This is a genomic window from Paenibacillus rigui, assembly GCF_002234615.1.
Classification (GTDB): Bacteria; Bacillota; Bacilli; order Paenibacillales; family NBRC-103111; genus Paenibacillus_S; species Paenibacillus_S rigui.
The window spans coordinates 71775-97158 of the sequence record NZ_NMQW01000012.1; the positions used below are offsets into that span (position 1 = coordinate 71775).

The following is a 25384-nucleotide window of genomic DNA, read 5'->3' on the forward strand; positions in this document are numbered from 1 at the left end:
CCTGTTCTATAACGTTATATGGAATACGACAGCTTCCTTTCGATTGCTGGAGCCGCTTCTTCCGTTGGTTTATTCAAAACCCGGTTCAAAATCAAATTCTCGAAGTAAATAAATCCGCTATCCCGTTCTCTGGGGCGCGCCAGCGTAATTCGCGTGTCCATAGCAATGCTTCCCTGCTCGATCAATAGCACCCGGTCGGCCAGTGCAACCGCTTCGCTGACATCATGGGTGACCAAAATCACGGTAAAGCCTTGCTCCAGCCACAGCCTCTCGATCAGCTGCTGCATCTCGATGCGGGTTAATGCATCCAAGGCACCCAACGGCTCGTCAAGCAGCAGCAGCCTCGGATTGCTCGCCAACGCACGCGCCAGAGCTACCCGCTGCTTCTGCCCTCCGGATAATACACTCGGCCACTGGCCTCCCCGCTCCTCCAGGCCGACCTGCCTTAAGGCCTCAGCCGCACCGGCTTTATCCTTGCTATGTGTGGCGATTCGCACATTGTCCAGTACGGTTTTCCACGGCAGCAGCCGGGCTTCCTGAAACAATACCCGCGTTCCGGCCGCCTGGCCTCCACCGCTTGGGTCATCCAGATCAATGCCCCCCTCCGATGGCTGATCAAGACCGGCAATCAACCGAAGCAGCGTGCTTTTGCCGCAGCCGCTTTTGCCTACGATCGCAATAAATTCTCCCCGTTCCAGGGTCAGATTGACATCCGACAACACCTGGGTCTGATCGAACCGCTTGGACAGCCGCTGAATTTGAATCCGTGTCCCCCGCTTGCCGTTCGTCATAAGCAACACCCTTTCACCGCTTGGCGAAGTTAGGATTCCACTGCAGCCACCATTTCTCCAGCCATTTGGCAATGCTGTCCGAGAGCTTCCCAAGCAAAGCATAAATAATAATACTTAGCACAATAACATCCAGCTGGAAAAATTCCCTCGCGCTGTTCGCCATATAGCCGATACCGGATTTGGCGGCCACCGTCTCGGCAACGATCAAGGTCAGCCACATGACGCCGAGCGCATAACGAACGCCAACCAGTACCGAGGGCAGCGCGCCTGGCAAAATAATATGACGGTATAAGGAGAACCGTTTCAGCCCGTACACCTTGCCCATCTCAATCAATCCCGGATCGATGGATCGAATGCCGTGAAACGTATTCAGATACACCGGAAAAAACACGCCGAGTGCAACGAGCAGCAGCTTGGCCGGCTCCTCAATGCCGAACCAAATGATAACGAGCGGAATAAGAGCAAACAGAGGAATATTCCGGATCATCTGGATCGAGGAATCCACCAGCTTTTCCGCCGTACGGGAGAAGCCGTTCATGAGTCCGAGTAAAAAACCGACCCCTCCGCCGAGGGCAAAGCCGCTCAGCGCCCTTTTGGCGCTAACGCCGATATTGGTAAGCAATTCGCCGTTTTTCAGCAATACGATAAAAGTGCTCAGCACCTTAAGGGGCTCCGGTAAAACACTCGAGGGGATCACCCCCGTTGAGGTTAAGCCGTGCCATATCAAAATAAGCGTAACGGGAATAATCCAGGGTGCGAACTGGTAGAAGCGCTGCAGGCTAGTGGCCGTCTTCATCACACCTTCCCTCCTTTCCTTTCGTACAAAATAATTGCGTCAACGTCCATGCGTCCTCGCGTCCTTGCGATTAGGGAGTCGAGGTTATTTTCTTTAACTCCTCCTCAAACGCCCGGCTCCAGATGGAATTGATTTCAATCTTGCCCTTAAGCGCACCCACACTGCTTAATGCGTCAGCCACATCCTGCTGAGAGGCAATAGCCTTTGGGAAGTCGGACGAAAGCTTGGAGGGCCGCTGTGCCTCCCCCTTCTTCAACGTATCCAGCGCTTGCTCCACAGGCTGCTTGGTATTGGTGGCGGTTATCTCCGCCCATTTCTGCTGATTGCTTCTGCTCCACGCATAAAACTTGTTCAACCGGGTCAAATAATCGACGATTGCCGCATGCTTGGCAGGGTCATTGATCGCATCCGGCGTGGATTCATACAAGAAATTGCCGGACAAAATATCCGCTGCGCTCGCAAGCACAGTCGCTCCGTTCTGATGAGCCGAAATAATCGCATTGCCGTAGCTGGCCAGCGCATCGACCTTGCCGCTGATTAATGCACTTAATCCGTCCGAGGTGGATAGCTGCACAGCGTCGATATCGGACCAGCTGAGTCCCGCCTGCTGCAATATTTTGATCAAGAAATAATGGGCGGTCGTGCTGCTGACATAAGCCACCTTTTTCCCCTTCAGCTCCGCGACGCTTTTGATAGGCGAGCCTTTGGGAATAACGATTTCTTGGTTTAACGTCGTCGATTCAAAGGAAGCAATCACCTTGAAATTGCCGCCGTTGGCAGCCTGCGAAGCAAAGAGAGGCGGAATTTCACTCGTCGAGGCCAAATCCAGATTACCGGCTGCCATCGCTTCCAGCTGCAGATTGCCCCCCTGGAATACACTGTACTGCACCTTGTAAGGCGTTTTATCCAAACCCGCCTCTTTAAAGCCCAGCTCGAGATTGCTCCAGCCGGTCTGCCCGACTCGAAGCGTTACTTTGCTAAGATCGACCTGGGTACCGCCGTTTGCAGCCGCAACCGGTTGAGAGGCGCCCGATTGGGCTTGATCCGCGGGCTTCGTGCTGGTGCCGCAGCCTGCGGCCAGACCCACGATGAATAAAGATATTATAACTTTGCTTGCATACTTGCCGATTCGCAACATGAACCGATGACCACCTTTCCGAATGGAGCTTCACTAAGATTTGGAATATGCTTCATGGATGATCCGGGTTCCCCATTCATCCGCTTTCTGAATCGCCAGGGCAATTGCGCCCTCGTGCACCTCGAAGGAAAGTCCTTGGGACGAGCCTTCCGGCAGCTTTACTCTTCGGGCAATGTCCGCTGCTACGGCTGCCGGGTCCTGCTCAATCCCCAGCTCCTTCAGCGTGATCGGGAGGCCAAGCTTGTGGAGCCAGAGGGCCAGTTCGTCTATTTCCTCCACAGGCCTTCCCTCAAGAATAACTTGCGTCAGAAGCCCGTAAGCCACCTTTTCTCCGTGCAATGTAGTTCCGGTTTCCGGAATGTGCGTCAGGCTGTTATGAATCGAATGGGCGATCCCTGCGCGTGCCGTGGTGCCTTGAACCGTCCCTGCTAATCCGGCTAATACAATGATGGCATCCACCGTTTCCTGCAAAGCGGGGGTCACTTCACCGGTACCTGCTGCTTGATAAGCGTCCAAGGCATGAACGCGCAGCCGATCCAAAGCGAGCTTGCCTATCTGCGTCCCAAGACGGACATCCAACCCGTCTGGCGCGTCGTTGTTATTCACGCCGATTTCATACCACTTCACGATGGTATCCCCTATCCCGGAGGCCAAGAAACGCTTGGGAGCTGAGGCCAGCACGCCCGTATCCGCGAACAGAAGCTCAGGCGAACGATCATTTAATAAATAGCGGGAGGAGCGCCCCTGCTGATCGTACACAACCGTAACAGCCGCCCAGGAAGCGCAGGTGGCAGCAATGGTTGGAACCGCGACCACGGGAAGGCTCCGTCTTCCGCCAACGGCTTTGGATAGATCCAGCACCTTCCCTCCGCCAACGCCAATAATGACATCCGCTTGGTATTCCGTTGCGGTTTCCGCGAATTGTTCAATGTCTTCTGTGGTCACCTTTCCTCCATACGGGGCGATGGAATAGCTCAGTCCCGCTTCCTCCAAGCTGATAAGGAATGAAGGCTTCACCGCTTCCAACGCCTTATTGCCCGCAATAATTAGCGCCCGTCGGCCAATCTCTGCAATGAGGGGGCCGCTTTTGGACAGGACGCCGGGCTCGTTCCAATATTTTTTCGGCGATTTGATGGTTATCATCTGTTGTGCATCCACCTTTCTTTTCAAAATCAAATAATTCCTACATGTTTTATTGGATTTATACAAGCAATATATCACTGAGTTCGCCGAGGCGTCTAATTGATGTTTTCTATTTTGGATAGAAAAGTTCTATTTAGAAGAGTCCGCGCAAAAAAGACACGGAGCCATCATCTCCGTGTCCGACTGAATACGAACCGCCGTTAACGCGCAGGGCTGAGCCCCCTGCTGTAAGAGCATCCTGCTCTCACTTCATACTTCCACTGCAGATTCCATATGCTTTCGGGTCCGGTTCATCTTTTTCGCCTGGAACGCAAGCATGAGGAAATGAAGCAGGAATACACCCGAAATAATGTAAAACACAACCGGAATCCCCATATGACTAGCCACAACGCCGCCGAACAACGAGCCAGAGACGTTTCCGAGTGAGCTGGCACTTGCATTATAAGAGAAGACGCTGCCTTGAATGGCAGTTGGCGTCAAACTGCGCAGCAGTGAGCTGATCGATGGAATGAGTCCCCCGACACATAAGCCGGATAAAAAGCGCGCCCCCATCAGCACCCATGGATCCGAGATCCGTGCTTGGGGAATATACAAGACCGAGATAAGCAGCAAGCAGCACAACAGAATGCTCAAGTACCCGTACCGGTCGCCGAGCCTGCCAAGGATTGGAGCGGAAATCATGGTGCCGAGGGCGCTTGAGGCAAAAATAAGACCGGCCATAATCTCTACGTGATTTTGAATATTCATGCTTTTGACATAAAGCGTAATGATAGGGCTAATGCTTTGAAAGCTGACGGAAATCAGGAACGTCGAGACGAAAAGCGTCAAAATAACAGGCGACCGCTTGATGACAGCGTTAAGCTGCAATTTCTCGGGCTTCGGTACCGTCGATGCTGTCGTGCTTGCAGCGGCCGCGACGGCTGCCTTTCTGCTTCCCCATTGAAAACGGAATTTGGGGTACTTCCTCGTTTCATGAACCCCGAACAGCACCAGCAAACCGGCTGTGAAGATGAAAAGGCCTGTGAAGAAAAACGAGTTCCGCATCCCCAGCCACTCGGCCATAACCCCGCCAAGCAAAGGCCCCAGCAATTGTCCGGTCACCTGCCCGGTTTGCAGTATGCCCAGCACCCGGCCGACTTGCTCCTTCGGCGCTTCGATCGCCATCAACGCAACCGCGCTGACCGAGAACCCGCCCATCGTGCCGAACAGTGCCCGAAGCAGCAGCAGCTGCAGCGGCGTATGAACGAGCCCCATCGCTGCGATAATGACGGCCGAACCGAGCCCAGCACGCACCATCGTCACCTTTTGCCCGTATTTGTCCGAGAATCTTCCCCAGAACGGAGAGATCAGCGCGATCATCAAATGGTTGATGCCAAAAATCATCGCGGCCCACAGCGCCGCCTGCTGCACATCATGAATTCCCAGCTCCTGGACATACAGCGGCAAAAAAGGAATGATCATCCCGATGCCCACCGAGCTGAAAAAAGTGCCGAACCATAAAATAAACAAATTCCGTTTCCATGCTTCCATCCGAGTGACCTTCTTTACTAGTAATCTGTACGATGAATGCATAGAATGCACTATCTTCTCAACAACTATTGTTAGAATACCCGGAATGGATTCAAGAAACCATGGATTTACCTACTCATAAACATGTACTATCTTACTTTTTAGTCTCCGTACGGATCGTGCTATAAAGCTCAGTCATGCAGCTGCCAGGCTATTGATCTCTTGCTTCCCCTGCGTCCGCATCGGTTCCATCCCACTCGGCATAAAACTGCCGAAGAAACTGTTCCATGACTTGATGACGACGCTCGGCCAGCTGTCTCCCGCTAGCGGTGTTCATTCGATCTTTTAAAAGAAGCAGCTTTTCATAGAAATGATTGACCGCTGATGTTGCTCCGTTCCGGTACGCTTCCTGCGTCAGCTGCTCCCGGTAAGGCAGCTCAGGATCATACATGGCATGACCCTTCCAGCCCGCATAGGCAAATGTTCGCGCAATTCCGATCGCCCCCAAGGCATCCAACCGGTCGGCATCCTGCACAACCTGAGCTTCCTTGGTCGTCACCGGCGGCTGGTTCCCTCCTTTGAACGAAATCGTGGCAATGATCTCCATAACCTGATTTGCCGCATCGTTCTCTACATGATGAGCCATCAACCAAGCTCTGACCTTGCTTAATCCCGCCTCGGCGCTAGGATTCAGCTTCTCATCGGCAACGTCATGAAGCAGTGCGGCAAGCTCGCATACAAATTCATTGGCCTGCTCCTCCTTCGCCAACTGCTTGGCCAGCCTGGTGACGCGTGCAATATGCCACCAATCATGGCCGCTTGCGTCCTTTCCCAGTTGTTCCTGCACAAAGCTTTTGGCCTGCTCCAGCTGCTCCAACTGCTGCAGTGGTTGTTTATCGTTTGGCTCCATACGTGCCCACCTTTCCGGTCTATTGCATCCATTTTTCTCCCTGAGTATACCTCTTTCTCTAATTTCGGTACAACCATACAAGCAAGACTCGTGATATTTTCATATACATGGTTTGTATCCGGTAGATATAGTAGTCCGGTAAATATAAGCCCGCTGCTTGGGCGAATCCAACTTCGAGACGCTCGTCTCGATAGCATTATAAACATAAAATAATGGGTAAGGAGTGAACGTCGTGGCAAAAGGCGTCGTGGACGTTTATATCTCGAAAGAGCTGGATGATAATACGGCAATTCTGTATGTGGATTGTGCCATGGGGATTCCGCATAATTTGAATACGATCCGCAGTGGAACCGTGGTGGTTCTTCAGCGGGACGAGGTGAAGAGAGATGTCCGCTTGATACAGGATAGCGACAAAGAAAGCTCTTACAACTATATGGAGATCAGTCCCGACAACGCAAGAAAGCTGGGTATCCGGGATGGCATGCGTTTTATTTTAACCTATGATGCTAATGACAAAACGATCCAGATGCGTCATTTGGCTTCCTGCCGAGCCATCGGCATGCTTTATTCCGATCCCAGAAAAAATTATGACGGTGTCATCTCGATCGGCTACGCGCTGCTAAGCTGGCTCGGGATCAACGCTACTGAGACGTATATTAGCTTAACCAAAGGATCCCTTACAAAAAAGCTGAAGCTGTCTATTCCTGAAAATGAACTGGAAGAGTACTTTCGGCTGTCCCCTTCCAATTTACGCGCGTTCGGTCTCCTTCCCCGCAAAAAACATAAGCTGGAGTATTCGCAAACGACCAAAACCTTACGGATTGTCGGTCATGCTGCCGTTGCCTCGGCCAAGAAGGTGAAAACCGGCTCACAAACCCGCCGGAAATAGAGAGGTCGCTAAAAAACTAGCGGAGTGGACGGAAGCGTTCTATTGAAACCATCCTGAACTGGATGATAGGACAAAATAAAAGAGTTGGCCTCTGTCAAACAGCAGGTCAACTCTTTTATTTATCAGCAGCTCTCTATCACATCAGGAGCCGGATGACTTCCTCCGCACCTGCATATCACTTTCTTGCCCTCGCTAACGCTGCGATCAGTGCGGTCATTCCCATCGCCACAATGGCCCCATACAAAGCGACAGCCATATCATGCTGCGTATCCCACGGATCGCCTTGCGTCCCGAGGAACATCACGCCGATTTCCGGTGCCACGAGGGAGGCCACCCACATTTCGATAAGCTCGTAGAACGCGCCACAACCCAGAATGAACAGCGGAATCAGGAAGCTGGAGGCTCTCCGGGACCAATGGAGAACCCTCATTGCCCATTCTCTCATCGGGTAAGCGAGCAGCAAGCCGAAGCAGAAATGAACGATCCGGTCGAATTCATCCCGGGGAAAGTGGAAGGTGGCCTTCAGCCAGGCATCCAACGGATTCGTATTGTAAGAATAGTGAGCTCCTATCGTGTGTAAAATCAGAAATAAAAAAAGCAGGAGGTAAGATAAATTGCTGAATGCAAATTTTTTGTAGCTGAAGCCCAGCACAATGGCCGCAGCAAAGATTAATAAATTTTCCAATAACCAATCAAATCGGTTATATGGCTCCCATGCTAAAGCACCCCATATCAAGATATACAAGCCTAGTGATGTCAGTAATACTCCATTTTGACGCAGCGGGATTTCCTTTAGGAATAAACCCCATCTCATCTCTGTATCCCCCTTGCTCCTTAACAAGCATGCAATCCAAATGAAGCTGCGTTCCTCGCAGCAGGGCTCCTTCGGGAATATAATACCATATTTTTCTAGCCTTCAGAGATCTCTTGAGAACAAAAAAAATAGCCTGCCATCCTCTCCCATGGCAGACCTTTTTTTGAATCCAAAGTATAACACCATCAAGCCCCTGCGACGAGTTCCTTCATTTCGCTTTTCTCGTTCAGCTTGCGGTACTCCCGCAGCATCATCAGGCCGATCCCTACGGAAAGCACGCCGATCATCCCGACGAACACGCCCAATTCACCGGTAAAATACCGGAGGCTGCCGCCGCGGTACCCAATACCCCGGATAAACTTGAACAGCCACGTTAAAGGAAGCAAGTTGCTGACCGCCTGAATCGGAGCCGGAAAAATAACCGTTGCCACCTGAACGCCGGAGAGCATAAAGGAAGGATATACGATGGCGTAGGTCCGCAGCGTCACCTTGGAAGGCTCTGCGGCCGTCCAACCGACCAGCATGCCCATCAAGCACACGGTAATTGTGTACAACAGCAGGGGAACCATAAATGCCGCAGGGCTCCCGGCAAACCGAAGGCCGCCCAGCTGCTTCAGCAAGCCAAAGGCCAGCATCAGGCTGATGGCCGATATGACCGCATAAGGTACAACGCGCAGCCATAATCCGAGCGGATGCTTCAGCTCCTCAGAGAGCCTGCCCTCCACCCGCAGCCGTGGAACAATAGAGGCCGCCCCGATCGCGGTAATGCCCAGAGCAACGACATTGACGAAGCCAATGACCATAAATGCAATAAAGTCCGACGTCGGATTGTACAGCAGCCGCTGCTGCATCGACAGCGGAGAAGCAGTGCCTGCCGCCGCTTCATCACTCATGCCGAGCGCCTTCAGCTTTCCGACGGACAACGTCGTGTTTTCGATTGTGATCAGCTCCTGGATGCCATTGCGCAAATTCCCGACAGCTGATGGCATCGAATTATCAATGAGGACACCGATATTGACCTGCTTCCCCTGAAAGCGCAGCTGCTCCATCCCCCGAGGCAGGTAAATAACCGCCATATATTTTTCATTCGCCAGCAGGGTGTCCGGCTGAACGGCCTGATAGAATACATCCGTTACATGCATATATTGGGAAGCATTCATCTTGTCCGTAAACTGCCGGCTGTACAGGCTGTTGTCCTCATCGACAACGGCAATGGGCGCTTCATTGATCTGGCTGTTCTGAAACATATAGCCGAATAAAGCAGCGACCAGCAGCGGTGCGATGAGAATCGCCGGAATAAATTTGCTTGTCAGCGCATAACGCCATTCATCGAGCTGGGATCTCATCGACATGCACCTCCGCAGTCATTCCCGGCAGCAGCGTATCCGTCCGATCCACATAGACGCGCACCTGGAACGTATTCAGGTCAGCGGTTCCTTTCTCCCGGCTCATTCTTAAGCTGGCAAATTGCGGTGCGGCGGTGACGAACTGCACCCTGCCCTCTACCTGATCCTTCAAGGCTGCGAAATGAACAGGCACTGTCATATCCGGCTTCAGCTTTTTCACCTGCTGCTCATCCACGTACAGATCAAAATACAGCTTGCCCGTCTCCAGCACAATGACCGGCGTTCCCGACCCGACATTCTCGCCTGCTTTAGGTACGATTTTGGCTACCTTCCCATCCGCAGGCGCCTTCAAGGACATCCGTTCCTTTTGGACCTGCAGCGATTGGAGTGCGATATTTTGCTGCTCCAGCTGCTTGGACAGCGCGTCCAGACCAAGCTTCTGGTTGTCAATATCGCCTTGACCGAGCTGGTTTTGCTCCAGAATCGCCTGTGCCTTCTCTGCGGTTAGAGCCGCCTGCTCCTTCTCTTCCTTCGTCGCGCCGTTCATCAGCTTATCCAGCGCCGCCTGCTGCTGATTACGGGCATTCTCCAGCGTAGCCAGCTGGCTTCGCGCATTCTCGACCGCATCGCGGCGATCCTTGGTCGCGTAAGGGTTGGTGTCGGCTGTGTCCTGAATGTTCCGCAGCTGGTTATACATTTTGAGCCCATGCTCATACGATTCGTTAGCAGCGGCTACCGCAAGCTTTTGCCGTTCGATATCCTCCGTCCGGGCGCCTACCTGCACTTGCTCCTGCGACGTCCTCGCTTGGGCTACGGCAATCTGCGCCTGCTTCAGCGCATTGTTCAGCTTCTCCTGCGATACCTGCAGCGCTTCCTGAGTCTGCTTGATTTTGAGTGTCGTTACCTCGACATCGGCCTGTGCCTTTTGCAGCTGCAGATTAACGTCCGTGGGATCGAGAGTCATCAGCACGTCCCCTTTCTTCACCTGCTGCTCCTCCTTGACCGGCAGGTCGATGATTTTGCCGCCGACGCCCTGGAACGATACGTTCACCTGCTCCGCTGTGACGATACTTGCCTTTTGGCTGGCTGCAAGGGTTACGGCATCCCTGCCTTCCGCGGCCAGCATCAACCCGCCGCCTCCGAGCGCCACGGCCAATACCAACAGTAGAATCACGTTCTTCTTCATACTCCATTCTCCTTTTCCCATCCCATGGGGATCTCTCTGTTTATTGCATCCCGGACACAAGCCGGGGAATCTACTTTCGCTGCAGCCCGTTCAAAATATACTGCGTGGTATACGCCACCACTTCCTCGAAGCTCTCCTTGGTTGATGCTCCCGGGATCGATTCCAGCAGCGGCTCCAGGAAAGAGGATGTGCGGGAATAAACCAATGTCCCGACGACGACGTACATCGTGTGCTTCAGCGATTCAAATTGAAACTGTCCCTGCTCCTTCCCCGCCTGCAAAATGTTTCGCAGCAGCAACCACACAGGAAACATAACCTCCTGAAGCTTTTCCAGTCTGGGACTTTGCATCATAACCTCCTGCTGCAAAATATTGATCAGCTCCGGCTCCGACATGCGGAAGCGCACGAATTCCAGAATAAATTTACGAAAGTCCGACTCTGGATCGGTCAAATCATACGTTTCCTTCAACAGCCCCGGCTCCAAAGAATCGAACAACGCATAAAATACATTTTCCTTCCCTCCAAAGTGATACGAGACAAGCGCCAGAGCAACTCCCGCTTCATCGCAAATTTGCCGAACGGTCGTCCCCTCAAACCCTTTGCGCGCAAACAAATGCTTCGCTCCATCCAAAATCTTCTGCTTCACGTCTTCCTTGGCTTCCTGCTTCATCATGCCCTCCCGTTTACGGTTCAATATACATATCATTTCTGATTTCATTCTGTGTGAATTTCAACCTGCTCCAACCGCGTCAATAAATTGAACGATCGTTTTGAACATTTGTTTTGAACATATGTTCAAATTACTACTATATGGATGATACACCTGATTAAAATTACTTGTCAAGAGGTATCCTTGCCAAATTCATTTTTCTCATCCGATGTCTTGGAGGCTTATAACGTATGAACAATAAAAAAAACCTGAAGCCGCAGCAATCTGCAACTTCAGGTTTTTGTCTTTTAGAGTACAGTTAAATTATTTACCAAGGATATGAATCGGGTGGCCCAAAGCCACTTCGGCCGCTTCCATCGTAATTTCACCCAATGTCGGATGCGCATGGATTGTCAATGCGATATCCTCCAGGGTAGCGCCCATTTCGATACCTAGAGCCATCTCGGCGATCAGGTTGGAAGCCTCCGCCCCTACGATCTGTGCGCCCAGCAGCAGGCCGGAATCTTTATCGCCAACCAGCTTCACGAAGCCTTCCTTCAGGTTCATCGATTGCGCACGTCCGTTCGCACCGTAAGAGAACTTACCGGTTACGACGTTGATGCCTTTCGCTTTGGCTTCGGTTTCGTTCAAGCCTACGCTTGCGATTTCCGGATCGGAGAACACGACCGCAGGAATACATTTGTAGTCCACCACGCTAGGCAGTCCGGCAATCGCTTCAGCAGCGACTTTACCCTCGTAAGAAGCCTTGTGCGCCAGTGCCAGGCCCGGAACAATATCGCCGATCGCATAAATATGCGGAACGTTCGTTTGACCTTGCTCATTGACCTGGATCATGCCGCGCTCGCCGACCTGGATCCCTGCCAATTCAAGCGACAAGTCGCCATCGGTATTGGGACGACGTCCAACCGTAACAAGCACATATTGTGCCGTTACTTTCTTCTCTTCGCCTTTTACCGTGAAGGTTACCGTCACGTCTTTGTCCGTTTGCTCGCAGCCTTGTGCCAAAGCTTCGGTATGCACATCCACCTCGATTTTTTTGAGGTTACGCGCTACCAGCTGCGACATTTCCTTCTCGAAGCCAGGAAGTACCGTGTCTGAGCCTTCGAGCACAGTCACCTTCGTACCGAACTTCGCATACGTTTGACCCAGCTCGATACCGATATAGCCGCCGCCGATAACGATCAGGCTTTCCGGAATTTCAGGCAGATCCAACGCTTCCGTGGAGGACAGAATACGTCCGCCGAACGGGAATGCTTTCAGCTCAATCGGACGGGAGCCTGTTGCAATGATGCAGTTGTTGAAACGGTAACGTGCCGTTTCGTTATCGTTGAACAGACGCGCTTCCTGTTCATTGATGAACAGAGCCTCACCGTTGAATACTTGCACTTTGTTGCCTTTCAACAGACCGGACACACCGCCGGTTTGTTTCTTGATAATGCTGCTTTTCCATTCTTGAACCTTGGTGAAATCCACTTTCACATTTTCTGCTGAAATCCCGATGGATTCCCCGTGCTTCGCCTGCTCGAAATGGTGCGCTGCGGTAATCAACGTTTTGGACGGGATACATCCGCGGTTCAAGCATACGCCGCCCAACTCGGATTTATCGACAATCAGCACGCTTTTGCCCAGCTGAGCGGCACGAATGGCCGCCACATATCCGCCAGGACCTGCACCAATGACTAGAACGTCTATCTCAACGGAAGCGTCTCCTACTACCATTGCTTACACCTCCAAAATGAGCAGCTCTGGATCGGCCAGTAGCTGTTTAATGTAGTTTAAGAAGTTTTGAGCTGTCGCGCCGTCGATAATCCGGTGATCGAAGCTCAAGGACAATGCCATAACCGGAGCGACGACGATCTCGCCATTTTTCACAACCGGTTTCTCTGCAATACGTCCGGTACCCAGGATCGCCACTTCAGGGAAGTTGATGATCGGAGTAAAGAACATGCCGCCTGCGGAACCGATGTTCGTGATGGAAATCGTGCTGCCTTTCATTTCGTTGCCGCTCAGCTTGCCTTCGCGGCCGCGAGCTGCCAAGTCTTTAATAGCTTCAGCGATTGTCCAAATATTTTTACGATCCGCATCCTGGATAACAGGAACGATCAAGCCGTTGTCTGTATCCGTTGCGATACCGATGTTGTAATACTTTTTGTAGACGATCTCGTTCTTTTCTTCGTCGATCATCGCGTTCATCGCCGGGAATTGACGTGCTGCCGCTACCAATGCTTTCACGATGAAAGGCAAGTACGTCAGCTTGACGCCTTTCTTCTCTGCCGCCGCTTTCGCTCTGCCGCGCAGGGCCACGAGCTGCGTCACGTCGACTTCGTCCATCAGCGTCACATGCGGAGCCGTGTAAGCTGATTTCACCATGGCATTCGCAATCGCTTTGCGAATGCCTTTGAGCGGAACGCGCTCCTCGACGCGTTCGCCGCTTACTGCAGCTGCAGCCGTCGATGGCGCTGCTGCTGCAGTAGCCGCCGCTGCTGGAGCTTCGCCAGCTGCTGCCGGTGCTGCTGCCGCAGGCGCGCCGCCTGCGGCAAAGGCGAGAACATCTTCCTTCGTCACGCGGCCGTTACGGCCGGTCGGCGTGACTTGGGCGATGTTCAAGCCCTTCTCGCGTGCCAGCTTGCGCACGCTAGGGGTTGCCAGGACCGCGCCGCTCGCCGCGGTCGGTGCCGGCGCTGCGGCTGCGGGAGCCGCAGGTGCCGCTGCAGGAGCGGCCGGTGCCGCTGGAGCAGCCGCTGCTGGCGCTGCCGGAGCTGCGCTCTCGCCATGGCCATGCGCTTGCTGCGGCACGGCGCCTTCCACTTCCATCGTAGCGATCAGATCGCCGATGGTGCACATCGTGCCTTCCGGCACTTTGATTTCTACGATTTTCCCTGCAACCGGAGCAGGTACTTCTACAGTGGATTTATCGTTTTGAACTTCCATGATGATGGTTTCATCATCTACAACATCGCCTGGCTTGACAAGCCATTTGACGATTTCGCCCTCGTGAATCCCTTCGCCCAGCTCAGGGAATTTATATTCAAATATCGCCACGATACAACCTCCTAAGGGATGGCGTACCGGGAGTGTAGTGGGTTGGAAGTAACGCTTTGCCAAGTGAAAACTTTTGTGACGATGAAAGCTTCGGCTCCAGCATGTGCCAACCGCCTTCGGCCGCTATTGAAAACAGGTTTCCTGAATATGTACATCCTTATCGAATGAAACCCGCTTTCAAAGGCGGCGCGTAAACTCACCGGCGGTTACACATGCCTTCACCTTCGCTCATCGCTAGGTTTTAATCCAAGCAAAGCAAGTGCACTTCCAAAGCCACGCGTCAGCTCCCGCTACGCTTTTATTTTAAAATACCCGTTTGCTCGTACCGGCAAACGTATCCTTATAATCCAACGCTCCCTGGCAGGGGAGTGTTTTTTGACAAAGCCGGCCGCGAAGCTCGGAGGGTTGGAAAGTATTTGCTGTAGGAGCGTAGCGCCCGCCTTTGAAACGATGGATCCACCTATACTAAATCCAATGAAAGATCTATCGTTTCAACAGCGGCCGGAGGCAAATATTTTCCAATCCCGCAGCCCACTCGCGACCTCAAGCCTTTGTCAATCGGCCGCTCCCTCTCAGGAGCGCCTTCCTAGAAATCCAGTACTTTATTTAAACCGGCTACGATACGCGCCGGGTTAGGCAGCCATTGATCTTCCACTTGTGCGAATGGATATACTGTATCCGGAGGTGTTACACGCAGCACAGGAGCTTCCAGGTGCAGGATCGCTTTTTCGTTAATTTGTGCGATAACTTCAGCGGCAACGCCGGATGTTTTTTGCGCTTCTTGTACGATAATGACGCGGTTTGTTTTCTTAACGGATTCCACGATCGTCTCGATATCCAAAGGAATCAATGTACGCAGGTCGATCACTTCTACTTTGACGCCGCGGGCTTTTTCAATCTCCTCTGCAGCTTTCAGGGAAGTGTGAACCATCGCACCGTAAGTAATGATGGTTACATCGGAGCCTTCACGCACGACGTTTGCTTTACCGATAGGCACGGTGTACTCGCCTTCTGGCACTTCTGCACGGAAGGAACGGTATAAGTTCAAATGCTCCATGAAGAACACGGGATCGTTGTCGCGGATTGCGGAGATCAGCAGGCCTTTGGCATCGTAAGGGTTCGAAGGAACAACCACTTTAATACCAGGCGTTTGCACCAGCAAGCCTTCCAGTGGGTCTGTGTGAAGCTCAGCCGCTTTAACGCCGCCGCCAAAAGGCGTACGGAAAGTAATCGGAGCATTGTAGCGTCCGCCGGAACGGTAACGCATACGAGCTGCTTGAACACAGATTTGGTCCAAAGCTTCATAAATAAAACCGACGAATTGAATCTCGGCCACCGGACGGAAGCCTTGAATCCCCATCCCTACAGCCATACCGCCGATAGCGGACTCTGCCAAAGGCGTATCAAATACGCGCTCTTCACCGAATTCTGCTTGCAGGCCTTCCGTTGCACGGAACACACCGCCTACCTTACCTACATCTTCCCCGAATACAACAACGTTAGGATCGCGCTCCAGCTCTACGCGCATTGCATCCTTAATCGCTTGAATCATTGTCATTTGAGCCATTGGTATCGTTCCTCTCCTTTACCCGATATAATCGGCTTTCTGCTCTTCCAAATGCGCCGGTGTCGTTTCGAACATGCTATCGATCAAGCCTGGAACCGTCATTTTCTCGGTTTCTTCCGCTTTTTTAATTTGCTCCGCTACCGTGGCTTTAGCTTCCTCAACCACTTTGTTCTCTTCTTCCTCGGACCAAAGTCCTTTTGCCGTCAAGAACGTGCGGAAACGGTTCAAAGGATCTCTTGTCGCTTCCCACTCTGCTGTTTCTTCTTTCGTACGGTATTTGGAAGGATCGTCACCGGACATCGAGTGAGGCAGGAAACGATAAGTAATAGCTTCGATCAGTGTTGCGCCTTCGCCGTTACGGCCGCGCTCCGCTGCGTCTTGAACTGCTTTAACTACGGCAAGCACGTCCATCCCGTCGACTTGAACGCCTTTGATCCCTGCAGCAACCGCTTTGTGTGCTACGGATTCAGCAGCCGTCTGCTTCGCGAATGGAGTTGTGATAGCATAACCGTTGTTTTGTACGACGAAAATAGCTGGCAGCTTGAATGCGCCTGCGAAGTTCAAGCCTTCGTAGAAATCGCCCTCGGAGGAGCCGCCGTCACCTGTATATGTGATAGCAACGCGTTTTTGACCGCGTTTTTTGAATGCCATAGCTACGCCCATAGCGTGCAAAATTTGCGCACCGATGATGATTTGAGGCATCAACACGTGCACATCCTCAGGAATTTGACCGCCGTGCTGATGACCGCGGGAATATAAGAAAGCTTGGTACATAGGAAGACCGTGCCATACGATTTGCGGCATGTCGCGGTACCCCGGGCAAATGAAATCATCTTTATTAAGAGCGAACTCACTGCCGACCATGGATGCTTCTTGTCCGGATACCGGAGCGTAGAAACCAAGACGTCCTTGACGTGTCAAGTTTACTGCGCGTTGGTCCCATGTACGTGTGAACACCATGCGTCTCATAAGTTCTTTTAACTGATCATCCGACAAATTCGGCATTTCTTGCTCGTTTACCACGGTACCGTCCGGTGCTAAAACGGACAAAGGCTGCACCTTGGACACTGCCACTTCATATGGCTTACTCATGTACATTCACCTCAACGATAGATTTTGATGCCTTGAAAGCATTGTTTCTGTTATAGTAGTATTATAAACCTGTTTTCTCTAATAACACAACTACTTACTTGAAAAATATGATTTTTCTCACTCATTACGTATATAACAGTTTAAAAAAACATATGGTACAGATAATAAAAAACGACCAAACTATTATAATACACTTGGAGGCCATCCCTTATGGACGACAGCATTTATTATAAAAGAACCGTAGTAAAGGAGCTTGTCCCCTCTCAAGCTCTAGGAACGGAAAGACCTGTTCGGGTGTTTTTGCCGCCCGGCTACCAGGAACTCATGTCATATCCTGTTATCTATTGTCAGGATGGAGAACAATTTTTTAATTTCGGCCGTATCGTTACCCATATGAATCGTCTCATTTTCGACGAAGACGTCCACCCTGCCATTATTGTCGGCGTCGATGTCGATACAGCAACAAGAACTTCCGAATATGCACCGGAAGGCTCCCGCTTTGATGCCTACTGCCGTTTTTTTGCGGAAGAGCTGCTCCCTTACATTGAGAGCAAATATTCGGTAAGAACGGAGCCCACAGAGCGAATCTTGGCGGGCGATTCCTTGGGCGGAACCGTTTCGCTGCATCTCGCCTTAGATTATCGTAGCCTATTTTCGAACGTCCTATCCTTGTCCGGTGCATTTTTGCAGTCCACTCGGGACCGGTTGGCGCGTGAAGAGGATTTGTCCTGGCTTCACCTGTATATGTTGATTGGCTTGGACGAGCAGGAGGTCCGAACCGAACGGGGAACGTTCGATTTTGTCGAGGCGAACCGGCGAACAAAGGAGCTTCTCGCGGCAAGAAATTGCCGTCTCACCTATGAGGAAAAGCCAGGCAAGCATTTGTGGGGCTTCTGGCAAAACGAGCTTCCAGCTGCAATGAAGCTGTTTCTGTAAGCTGTGATACCAGCCTGGCTTCACCTCGCTTGAGCGTTCAAAACATCAACTGTTCTGCCCGATAAGGATAGACTGCTTCGCTATTCCTTCAAGATGACATGCGTTTGTCAAGGGAGATGAGGTCTGAGACGCTTATCCTTTCTGCTCAACAAAAAACGCTCCCTGCGGCTTCAAGCCGCAAAGGAGCGTTTCTTTTTACAAGGTCAAATTCCGTATCTTTGTTTCATGGAGTGAACCATATCCATAATATGCTCATGCGTCGGCAGCTCGGGCGCGCTGCCGGTTTCCCGCCCTGCCATGGTCTGCTGCTTCCGCAAACGGACGGTTTGCTTAATGGAATCGATGAAGGAATCGACTCCGGTCATACCGGCAAGCTCCTCCAGACTAGCCATGCTGTCATGCGCCACCTGGGGAAAGCTGCCGTTCTCCGCCCCTTCGCCTGCAAGCCGGTAAAATTGCTGCGCCAGTTCGGCCTTCACGCTTCCTTGTCCTGTCACGACGATAAAGGCCTGCACGACGAACGCCTTCGCCTGCCTCCGCTGGGCGATGCCGCAAAACTTTTTCCCCTGAATGCTTAAATCGTAATCCCCTGGACAATAGGAGCCTACAATTTCTCCCTTATTTACGTCTTGACTCGCGGCTTCCAACGACTCTTTGATCAATCGATACATGGTCTCAAAATCTTGGCGGAAATCAATCTGTCCCTGTTTTTTCGGTAAAATCAGCGACACATTGACGACGCCAAGATCGAGCGGTACCGCGGCCCCGCCCGAATTGCGCACGGCTACCGAATAGCCATCACTCTCCAGCCATTGCTTAGCCTCCGCAGCGCGGGGTAGCCGGCTGTCCCGAAGTCCCATAACCAATGCGCGGGGATGCCGCCACAGATGGATGAACGGTGCCGTACCTTCACCTACCTGCCTGCATAAAAGCTCCTCCAGTGCAAACGGATACAAAACATCCTCCTGGTCCAGCTGCTGCGTGCGATCCCAAATTAAAGTTCCTTCCGGCATCGACCATGCTTCTTCCTTCATATCCCCTGCTCCTCATGCATGCTACTCTTTATTCTCGGTTGTAAGCAGCACCTGTTTAAAAATTCGAATCAAGTGTTCCATATCTTCATCGGGCAAAGCGCCGAAATATTTTTCGATGTTAGCCTTGCGTTTGGCCCGGATATCCCCGAGCATTTTGCGGCCTTCCTCCGTAATCGTCAAATAAACGACCCTGCGGTCTTCTTCCGTTCTTTCCCTCTCCACATAACCGGAAGCGAGCAGCTTATCGGTTAAAGCCGTTATAGCTCCTGAAGTATAGCACAACGCTTCAGCAATTTGCGATACCTTTTGCGGTCCTTCCAGCTCCAGCTTTTCCAGAAAAAAACCTTGGGCGGCTGTCATTCCATGGTCATTGAATTTGTTGAAATTGCTGGTCATCGTCCTAAAAAATTGTCGAAATACTTCTTCAAATTCAAAAAGCTTATGGTTATCTGCCAAAAAGCTTCCTCCTTCCCCTCAAACATTCTAGAACTATTTTACCACGTAATACGAAATTGTTCCGATTATGTTTCAATAATTTTTTCACAAAAAAAAGTATTGACGCCCCGCTCGTCTACATGATATTTTTTCCATAAATAGTTTTATCATAAAAATTTATATCGATGAATGTTTTTATGGTTTATTTTTTTGGCGGCAAACAAAACCAGGGGACACATCAGAAGGAGGAAGCCTGTGGGGCACTTGGAGGACAAACTGAATGAATTTGAGCAGCTTGTACAAACGGCAATGTGCCAAACGAACAAATGGACAGCACCGGCACAGACGATTTCCAAACAGCAATTTTTGCTGATGCTTATTTTGCGCAATAACCGGCGTATGACGCTCAGCGAGCTTGCCGAGGAATTGTATTTATCCCCTAGCGCAACCACGATTGCCGTTAACCGCTTGGTTCGTGACGGCCATATCCAGCGCACACGGGATGAAGCGGACCGCCGGGTTGTCTGGGTACAATTGACGGAGAAGGCGGAAGAGCTGGTAAACCAGTTGAGAGCCCGCCGCCGTTCCATCTTGCTGGGCATGTTCAGCAATTTGTCCGATGAAGAGATCGATCAATTCCTTGTCATCACAAGTAAAATGTTGAGCCATCTCAAGGATCCAGACTAATTCTATTTTTCCAAACCGGAAAGGAGCAAGTCAGGCAATGAAGAAAAAAATGATCGTATTCACCGTACTTGCATTGATTTTACTCGGAGGCGGAGCAGGCGGAACCTATTACTACGCTCTTGCCAGTAAGTACATCAGCACGGAGGATGCCAAAATTCAAGGCGATCTGCGGGCCATCTATCCTCCTGGAGCCGGTAAATTAATCGAATGGAACTTCAAGGAAGGCGACTCCTTCAAAAAAGGCGACGTGCTAGGCATCGTTGAAACGGCGTCAGCGAAGGGAAGCAGCCCCGCACAGACCCAGGACATCATTGCCCCCGAAGACGGAACGATTCTCCAATTTAGCGGCATTAAGGATCAAATGGTGTCTCCCAGCAGCGCAATTGCAATGAGCGCGAATCTGGATCAGCTTTATGTAACAGCCAATTTACAGGAAACCGAAATCGCCGATGCTAAGGTCGGAAGCCCGGTTACGATTAAAGTCGATGCTTACCCCACTGCAGTCATCACTGGACATGTCGAAAGGCTCGGTCTTGGCACGAACGCTTCCTTCTCTCTGCTTCCTTCCTCTAACTCCAGCGGCAACTTCACCAAGGTTATACAGCGTATTCCCGTCCGTATCGCATTAGACAGCCTTCAAGGACAGCGTCTTGTCCCAGGCTTGAACGTAACCGTCAAGATCGAGAAATAAGCAATGCAACTAAAAAGGAGGTACCCGGTTTGGACTCTTCAACAGCACCCCGGGAACAAGTCGCCGTGACGGAGAAACCCCGAGTCGCACTGCCTATGCTTGCCGTCATTCTTGCGGTATTCATGGCGATACTCGATACAAGTATTGTCAATGTAGCCATTCCCAAGATGATGTCGGTCTTCGGCGTCAATCAATCCCAGATCGAATGGGTTGTCACGGCCTATGCTTTGGTCAGCGGCGCTTTGGTTCCCGCAACGGGATATATGGGTGACCGGTTCGGCTATAAGCGCATGTTTTTAATATCCATGGTCATCTTTACCATCGGCTCCGGGCTTTGCGGCATTGCTTGGAGCAATAACAGCATGATTGTATTCCGTATTGTTCAGGCACTGGGCGGGGGCGCTCTCATGCCCATCAGCATGGCGATGATTTTCCGTATGTTTCCACCCGAGAAACGCGGGATGGCGATGGGTCTTTTCGGGATTGCGATCATGTTCGCTCCCGCAACGGGACCGACTCTGAGCGGCTACATCGTCGAATATTTGGACTGGCGGCTCATTTATACGATTAATGTCCCTATCGGAATTATCGATTTTTTCCTGGCGATGGCTGTGCTTAAGGAATTTAAAGCACCGGTCACACAGAAGTTTGACCTGTGGGGGTTTATCACTTCGAGCGGCGGGCTTGCGTCCCTGCTGTACGGTGTCGGCAAAGTCACGGAGAAAGGCTGGTCTGACTCTGAGGTCGTTACTTATATCACCATCGGTCTCGTCAGTCTGCTCATCTTCGTGGTGATTGAACTCATGATCGATCATCCGCTGCTGGATTTATCCCTGCTTAAAAATATGACTTATACGTTGTCTCTTATTATTTCCAGTATCGCTACTTTAATTATGATGGGCGTCTTGTTCCTGCTTCCGGTTTTTTTGCAAAATTTATCGGGACTTTCGGCGATCCAGACCGGCCTCATCCTGCTGCCACAGGCTTTGATGTCAGGCATTATGATGCCGATTGCCGGTGCTTTATTTGATAAAATCGGCGCACGGCTCATTGCCGTAGTCGGGTTAACGATAACGGGGATTTCCTTATATCTTTCCTCCGCTCTCGATATTACAACGGCCTTTTCTACGCTGATCTTTTGGCTGGTTCTGCGTGCCGTAGGCATGGGTCTGATGATGATGCCTATTCAAACGGCAGGGATGAATCAGGTGCCTATGCACAAGATGGGTCAGGGGACGGCGTTGTCCAATACGATCCGGCAGATCAGCGCCTCCTTCGGGATCGCCTGGCTGGGGCTCATGTTCTCTCAGCGAACGACGTTTCACAGCGCGGATCTGGCCAGTCAGCTCAACATGTTTTCAACGAATGTGTCTACCCATTTTGCCCAGCTGCAAAATCAGTATATGGGGATGGGGCAATCCGCCGTTCAGGCCAAAATGAGCGCGCTTAGCTATTTGGGCGGGCAGGTACAGCTGCAATCGACCATTCTCGGGCTTCAGGACGTATTTATCATTACCGCAGGGCTGTCGTTCCTTGCTGCCATTCTCTCGTTATTTTTAAAAAATACGAAGTCCGCAGCCGGCCCCAAAGCCCATGTGATGGGTGAATAATGACTATTTGTATTTTTGAAATGATTTTATCGCAAAGGGGTACAAATCCAAATGACCAGAATGATCAGTAAGCGCAATAGATGGAACCGCATGCTTCTCACCGGACTGGTGATCGCGCTGAGCGGCGCAGCCGCGGCCGGATGTTCCATGACGAGTGCCAGCAGCAACGGCGCCAAACCGGTAAAAGTGGCAGCCGCCGGTAAACAGAAAATAGACGGCAAGCAGGAGGTCGACGCGGATGTCGTATCCTCCTCTCAGGTTAACGTCATAAGCAAGGTCGGCGGAGACGTCAAAACGATGCTGAAAAAACGCGGCGATGCGGTCCAGCAAGGGGAAGTTATTTTTACCCTGGACACCTCCGATACCGAAAGAGCCAAGACGAAAACCGAGCTCTCCAAGCAAAACCTGCAAGCGCAAATCGATAAAACGCGAGAGGACCTTGCAACCAACCGCGGCGTTCTTAAGAATACCGTAGAGAAGCTGCAGCTGAATATCGCCGATCTGGAGAAAACCTACAATAATACGCGCAATGATTACGATGCCGGTCTTGCAACCAAAAACCAGCTGGACAAAATCGAGACTCAGCTCAAAACCTCGCGGCTCGATCTCGACACCGCGCAAAAGCAGCTTGCCAATCTCGATGCTACCGATCCTTTGGCGTCCTTGCGGATTCAGCTTGAAGCGGCCGACGTCTCGCTGCAGGATATTAACAAAACAATTTCCGATTTCGAGGTCAAGGCACCGATCAGCGGCATCTTAACGGATCTGAGCCCGGAGCAGGGCGTTACCCTGCAAGCCAATTCCGTCGTTGGTGTGATCCAGCAGCAAAATCCGATCAAAATTCATGCCGATTTGACCGAAAGCGCAGTAAAGCTGGTCCGCGGCAAAAAAGAGCTTCCGTTCACCTTGCAGGGTAACAGCGATACCTGGACAGGTACGGTTTCCTACCTCGCCGATGTGATGAGCCCCCAGAGCAAATCGTTCGTATTGGAGCTTAGTGCTGCGAATCCGAATCTGCTGCTCAAAAGCGGCATGAGGGTGAAGGTGCTGCTTGGAAGCGATGCAAGTCAAGAAGTGGTCACCGTCCCCTCAGCCAGCATCGTGAAGGAAGGGAACGACAGCTACATTTATGTACTTACCGGCGAGGTTGTGGAGAAGAGAAAAGTAACGCTGGGCCGGACGCTTGAATCGAACCGTGAAGTGCAGAGCGGGATTAAGGAAGGCGAGCAGATCGTCGTTACAGGGACTCAGGAGCTTAAAGATAAAGATAAGGTCGAAGTACGAAATTAATATCATATGTAAAAGTGGAGGATAACCATGAGAACCAAGCTGAAAAAAGCCGCTGCGGCTGCCCTTATCACATCCATGCTCATGAGCTTCAATTGCAGCGCTGTACTTGCGGATGATATGCAAGAAGTTACAATCGATAACCGGTACCCTGCTACATTAAACGGTCCGCTTCAGGTCAAAGTGAACGGATTCTTAAGCGAGCACACGTTGAGCGGAACGCGTATCGGCATCCAGGTCAAAATGTATAACATTTCGAACGATACCGTAAGGGTACCCGATTACGAGGTACGGATCCTGACGGAGAATGGAGCCAAGTACGTGTTAAAAGGCAGCGCCGACAACGCTGTTTCCGTCCCTCCCCTGTCTAACATTAATCTTAGTTACCTGGCACAGATCGATCTGCCGGTCAATTTGAAGCCTACGGACCTCGTATGGATTGACGTTAACAAGGATGTATATCCGAAACAAGAAACGACCCTGCTGGATTTGCCTGTATCCAATCTTGTATGGTACGGCGATAACTCGGCCATTACCGATGCCTCTGCGGTAAAAGCATGGGGAGAAACCTTCACGATTCCATCGGTGGACTCGGCTTTAACGTATACCCCTGTGAGCCTGACGACCGACTTCAAAGATCAGACGCCGGTGCAGCTTATCAAATTGCTTGTGCAAAATCCAGGTGCGAAATCCGAACCCATTCCCCCCATCGTGCTGAATGGAAAATCGGCTTCGCAAATTTATAAAGGCAGCCGCTCCGATCAAAGCGTCACCAATCTTGATCCCGGTGAGAAGAAATATATTTACTATTCGATCCCTACCGATCTGGACACACAGCTCAGCAGCTTTACCTTGTCGACGGTAGAAACGTACGTCACCCCGAATCGGGCGGACGTATCGGCTGCTGTCAGCTATGCGATAGGCCGGCTAAGCATCGGACTTCCTACAGCCGAGCAAGCGTCCAACGACAGCACGAAGCCGATTGCCTATACGATGAACACAACGCTTCCTATCGATCCGATTAACAATGTGGTCAATCCGAATATTTCGGTCTCTGTCGTCGATCTGCAGCTGTATGAGAACAAAGGTATGGGCTATCAAACCGGTATAGCCAAGCTGAAATTTTCAAATCAGAGCGACAAGCCGCTCCCGGTTCCTCAATTCGCGGCAGAGCTGGTCGGGAGTGGCTTCTCTTATGCCGGAACTCGGAATAACGCCACTTCCACCCTTATCGTACCCGGTACGGACTACGTTGTTACCTACTCCTTTGTGCTCCCCTTGAAGGATGCCAAGGAACAGTATGTATTAAGGCTGATCGATCAAAAAACGGCTGCCCCTTATAAGGTCACCTTTTCGCAGGCGATTGTAAATGTGAGCCATCCCGCTCAGGATCCTCTGAAAGCTGCATTGTACCCGTACGAGCTGAGCATTCATGACTGGGCTCTGAGCACCCTTGCGGGATTAAGCCAAGCGACACAATCGTATGCGTACAGCTACAAGCTAAGCATTAATATGGATTTGGTTAGCAATATCCCGGTGATGGTGGATTCCAAATTCAACAAGCTCTTGATGGAGCTGAACAATGCAAACGGCAGAACCATCGCTACGACTACATTGGATTTGAACGGGGATAACCGATTAACGACAGGACAACAGCTGATATATTTCAAAGACACGCAGTCCGACCAGCTGGAATATCCGTTAACTTTGAATTTGTACGAAGTGATCGACACGCCAAACGGACCGGCAAGAAGACTGGTCAGCACGCTTCAGCAGGGTAAGTAATCTATTATTTCAATAAAAGAAAAAGA

Annotated in this window: 23 protein-coding genes; 7 read left to right on the forward strand and 16 right to left on the reverse strand. The window is 51.3% G+C overall.

Annotation, left to right across the window (positions count from 1 at the left end):
• Positions 1–14: 14 nt before the first annotated feature.
• The 6 genes from CF651_RS07895 to CF651_RS07920 all read right to left on the reverse strand — a co-directional run bounded on the left by CF651_RS07895 (position 15) and on the right by CF651_RS07920 (position 6287).
• Positions 15–791, reverse strand: coding sequence for an ATP-binding cassette domain-containing protein (locus CF651_RS07895; RefSeq protein WP_094014311.1), 777 nt, complete (start codon positions 789–791; stop codon positions 15–17).
• Between the two features lie 13 nt (positions 792–804).
• Positions 805–1587, reverse strand: a complete 783-nt coding sequence (locus tag CF651_RS07900) for an ABC transporter permease subunit (protein ID WP_094014312.1) — start codon at positions 1585–1587, stop codon at positions 805–807.
• A 70-nt stretch (positions 1588–1657) separates the two neighbouring features.
• Complete coding sequence (locus CF651_RS07905) at positions 1658–2725, reverse strand: ABC transporter substrate-binding protein (protein ID WP_094014313.1); 1068 nt, start codon at positions 2723–2725, stop codon at positions 1658–1660.
• A gap of 33 nt (positions 2726–2758) precedes the next feature.
• On the reverse strand, positions 2759–3868 hold the full coding sequence (locus CF651_RS07910) for an iron-containing alcohol dehydrogenase family protein (RefSeq protein WP_094014314.1): 1110 nt from the start codon (positions 3866–3868) through the stop codon (positions 2759–2761).
• Between the two features lie 249 nt (positions 3869–4117).
• Positions 4118–5398, reverse strand: a complete 1281-nt coding sequence (locus CF651_RS07915) for an MFS transporter (RefSeq protein ID WP_179232730.1) — start codon at positions 5396–5398, stop codon at positions 4118–4120.
• Between the two features lie 190 nt (positions 5399–5588).
• Positions 5589–6287: an HD domain-containing protein gene (locus tag CF651_RS07920; RefSeq protein ID WP_094014316.1), complete on the reverse strand. Its 699-nt coding sequence runs from the start codon at positions 6285–6287 to the stop codon at positions 5589–5591.
• 232 nt (positions 6288–6519) lie between these two features.
• Between CF651_RS07920 and CF651_RS07925 the strand changes: the two genes are divergently transcribed.
• Positions 6520–7176 (forward strand): hypothetical protein, encoded by a 657-nt coding sequence (locus CF651_RS07925; protein ID WP_094014317.1) that lies wholly within the window; start codon positions 6520–6522, stop codon positions 7174–7176.
• 175 nt (positions 7177–7351) lie between these two features.
• Here the strand turns inward: CF651_RS07925 and CF651_RS07930 are convergent, their stop codons facing one another.
• The 8 genes from CF651_RS07930 to pdhA form a co-directional block, all read right to left on the reverse strand.
• Positions 7352–7990: a DUF2238 domain-containing protein gene (locus CF651_RS07930; protein WP_094014318.1), complete on the reverse strand. Its 639-nt coding sequence runs from the start codon at positions 7988–7990 to the stop codon at positions 7352–7354.
• A 185-nt stretch (positions 7991–8175) separates the two neighbouring features.
• Positions 8176–9336, reverse strand: a complete 1161-nt coding sequence (locus CF651_RS07935; RefSeq protein ID WP_094014319.1) for an ABC transporter permease — start codon at positions 9334–9336, stop codon at positions 8176–8178.
• The gene (locus CF651_RS07940) at positions 9317–10522 is read right to left on the reverse strand and encodes an HlyD family secretion protein (RefSeq protein WP_094014320.1); all 1206 of its coding nucleotides are present in this window, start codon (positions 10520–10522) and stop codon (positions 9317–9319) included. Before CF651_RS07940 ends, CF651_RS07935 begins: the two co-directional genes overlap by 20 nt.
• A gap of 70 nt (positions 10523–10592) precedes the next feature.
• A complete protein-coding gene (locus tag CF651_RS07945; RefSeq protein WP_245855768.1) occupies positions 10593–11195 on the reverse strand; it encodes a TetR/AcrR family transcriptional regulator in 603 nt (200 codons plus the stop codon).
• Between the two features lie 300 nt (positions 11196–11495).
• Complete coding sequence (gene lpdA / locus CF651_RS07950) at positions 11496–12911, reverse strand: dihydrolipoyl dehydrogenase (RefSeq protein ID WP_094014321.1); 1416 nt, start codon at positions 12909–12911, stop codon at positions 11496–11498.
• Between the two features lie 3 nt (positions 12912–12914).
• Positions 12915–14234: a dihydrolipoamide acetyltransferase family protein gene (locus tag CF651_RS07955; protein WP_094014322.1), complete on the reverse strand. Its 1320-nt coding sequence runs from the start codon at positions 14232–14234 to the stop codon at positions 12915–12917.
• 586 nt (positions 14235–14820) lie between these two features.
• On the reverse strand, positions 14821–15801 hold the full coding sequence (locus tag CF651_RS07960; protein ID WP_094014323.1) for an alpha-ketoacid dehydrogenase subunit beta: 981 nt from the start codon (positions 15799–15801) through the stop codon (positions 14821–14823).
• An 18-nt stretch (positions 15802–15819) separates the two neighbouring features.
• Entirely contained in the window at positions 15820–16893 is a 1074-nt protein-coding gene (gene pdhA / locus CF651_RS07965) for a pyruvate dehydrogenase (acetyl-transferring) E1 component subunit alpha (RefSeq protein WP_094014324.1), read from the reverse strand.
• 210 nt (positions 16894–17103) lie between these two features.
• Between pdhA and CF651_RS07970 the strand changes: the two genes are divergently transcribed.
• Entirely contained in the window at positions 17104–17829 is a 726-nt protein-coding gene (locus tag CF651_RS07970; RefSeq protein ID WP_094014325.1) for an alpha/beta hydrolase, read from the forward strand.
• A gap of 203 nt (positions 17830–18032) precedes the next feature.
• Here the strand turns inward: CF651_RS07970 and CF651_RS07975 are convergent, their stop codons facing one another.
• Together CF651_RS07975 and CF651_RS07980 are read right to left on the reverse strand one after the other, a co-directional pair.
• Positions 18033–18863 (reverse strand): lipoate--protein ligase family protein, encoded by an 831-nt coding sequence (locus CF651_RS07975; RefSeq protein WP_094014326.1) that lies wholly within the window; start codon positions 18861–18863, stop codon positions 18033–18035.
• Between the two features lie 21 nt (positions 18864–18884).
• Complete coding sequence (locus CF651_RS07980; RefSeq protein ID WP_245855769.1) at positions 18885–19319, reverse strand: MarR family winged helix-turn-helix transcriptional regulator; 435 nt, start codon at positions 19317–19319, stop codon at positions 18885–18887.
• Positions 19320–19553: 234 nt separating this feature from the next.
• Between CF651_RS07980 and CF651_RS07985 the strand changes: the two genes are divergently transcribed.
• The 5 genes from CF651_RS07985 to CF651_RS08005 are packed head-to-tail and all read left to right on the forward strand — an operon-like array spanning position 19554 to position 25358.
• The gene (locus tag CF651_RS07985) at positions 19554–19985 is read left to right on the forward strand and encodes a MarR family transcriptional regulator (protein ID WP_179232731.1); all 432 of its coding nucleotides are present in this window, start codon (positions 19554–19556) and stop codon (positions 19983–19985) included.
• Between the two features lie 37 nt (positions 19986–20022).
• Positions 20023–20676, forward strand: a complete 654-nt coding sequence (locus CF651_RS07990; RefSeq protein WP_094014328.1) for an efflux RND transporter periplasmic adaptor subunit — start codon at positions 20023–20025, stop codon at positions 20674–20676.
• A gap of 29 nt (positions 20677–20705) precedes the next feature.
• Positions 20706–22286, forward strand: a complete 1581-nt coding sequence (locus CF651_RS07995; protein ID WP_094014329.1) for a DHA2 family efflux MFS transporter permease subunit — start codon at positions 20706–20708, stop codon at positions 22284–22286.
• Between the two features lie 51 nt (positions 22287–22337).
• Positions 22338–23576, forward strand: a complete 1239-nt coding sequence (locus CF651_RS08000; protein WP_094014330.1) for an efflux RND transporter periplasmic adaptor subunit — start codon at positions 22338–22340, stop codon at positions 23574–23576.
• Between the two features lie 27 nt (positions 23577–23603).
• Complete coding sequence (locus CF651_RS08005; protein ID WP_094014331.1) at positions 23604–25358, forward strand: hypothetical protein; 1755 nt, start codon at positions 23604–23606, stop codon at positions 25356–25358.
• Positions 25359–25384: the final 26 nt, after the last annotated feature.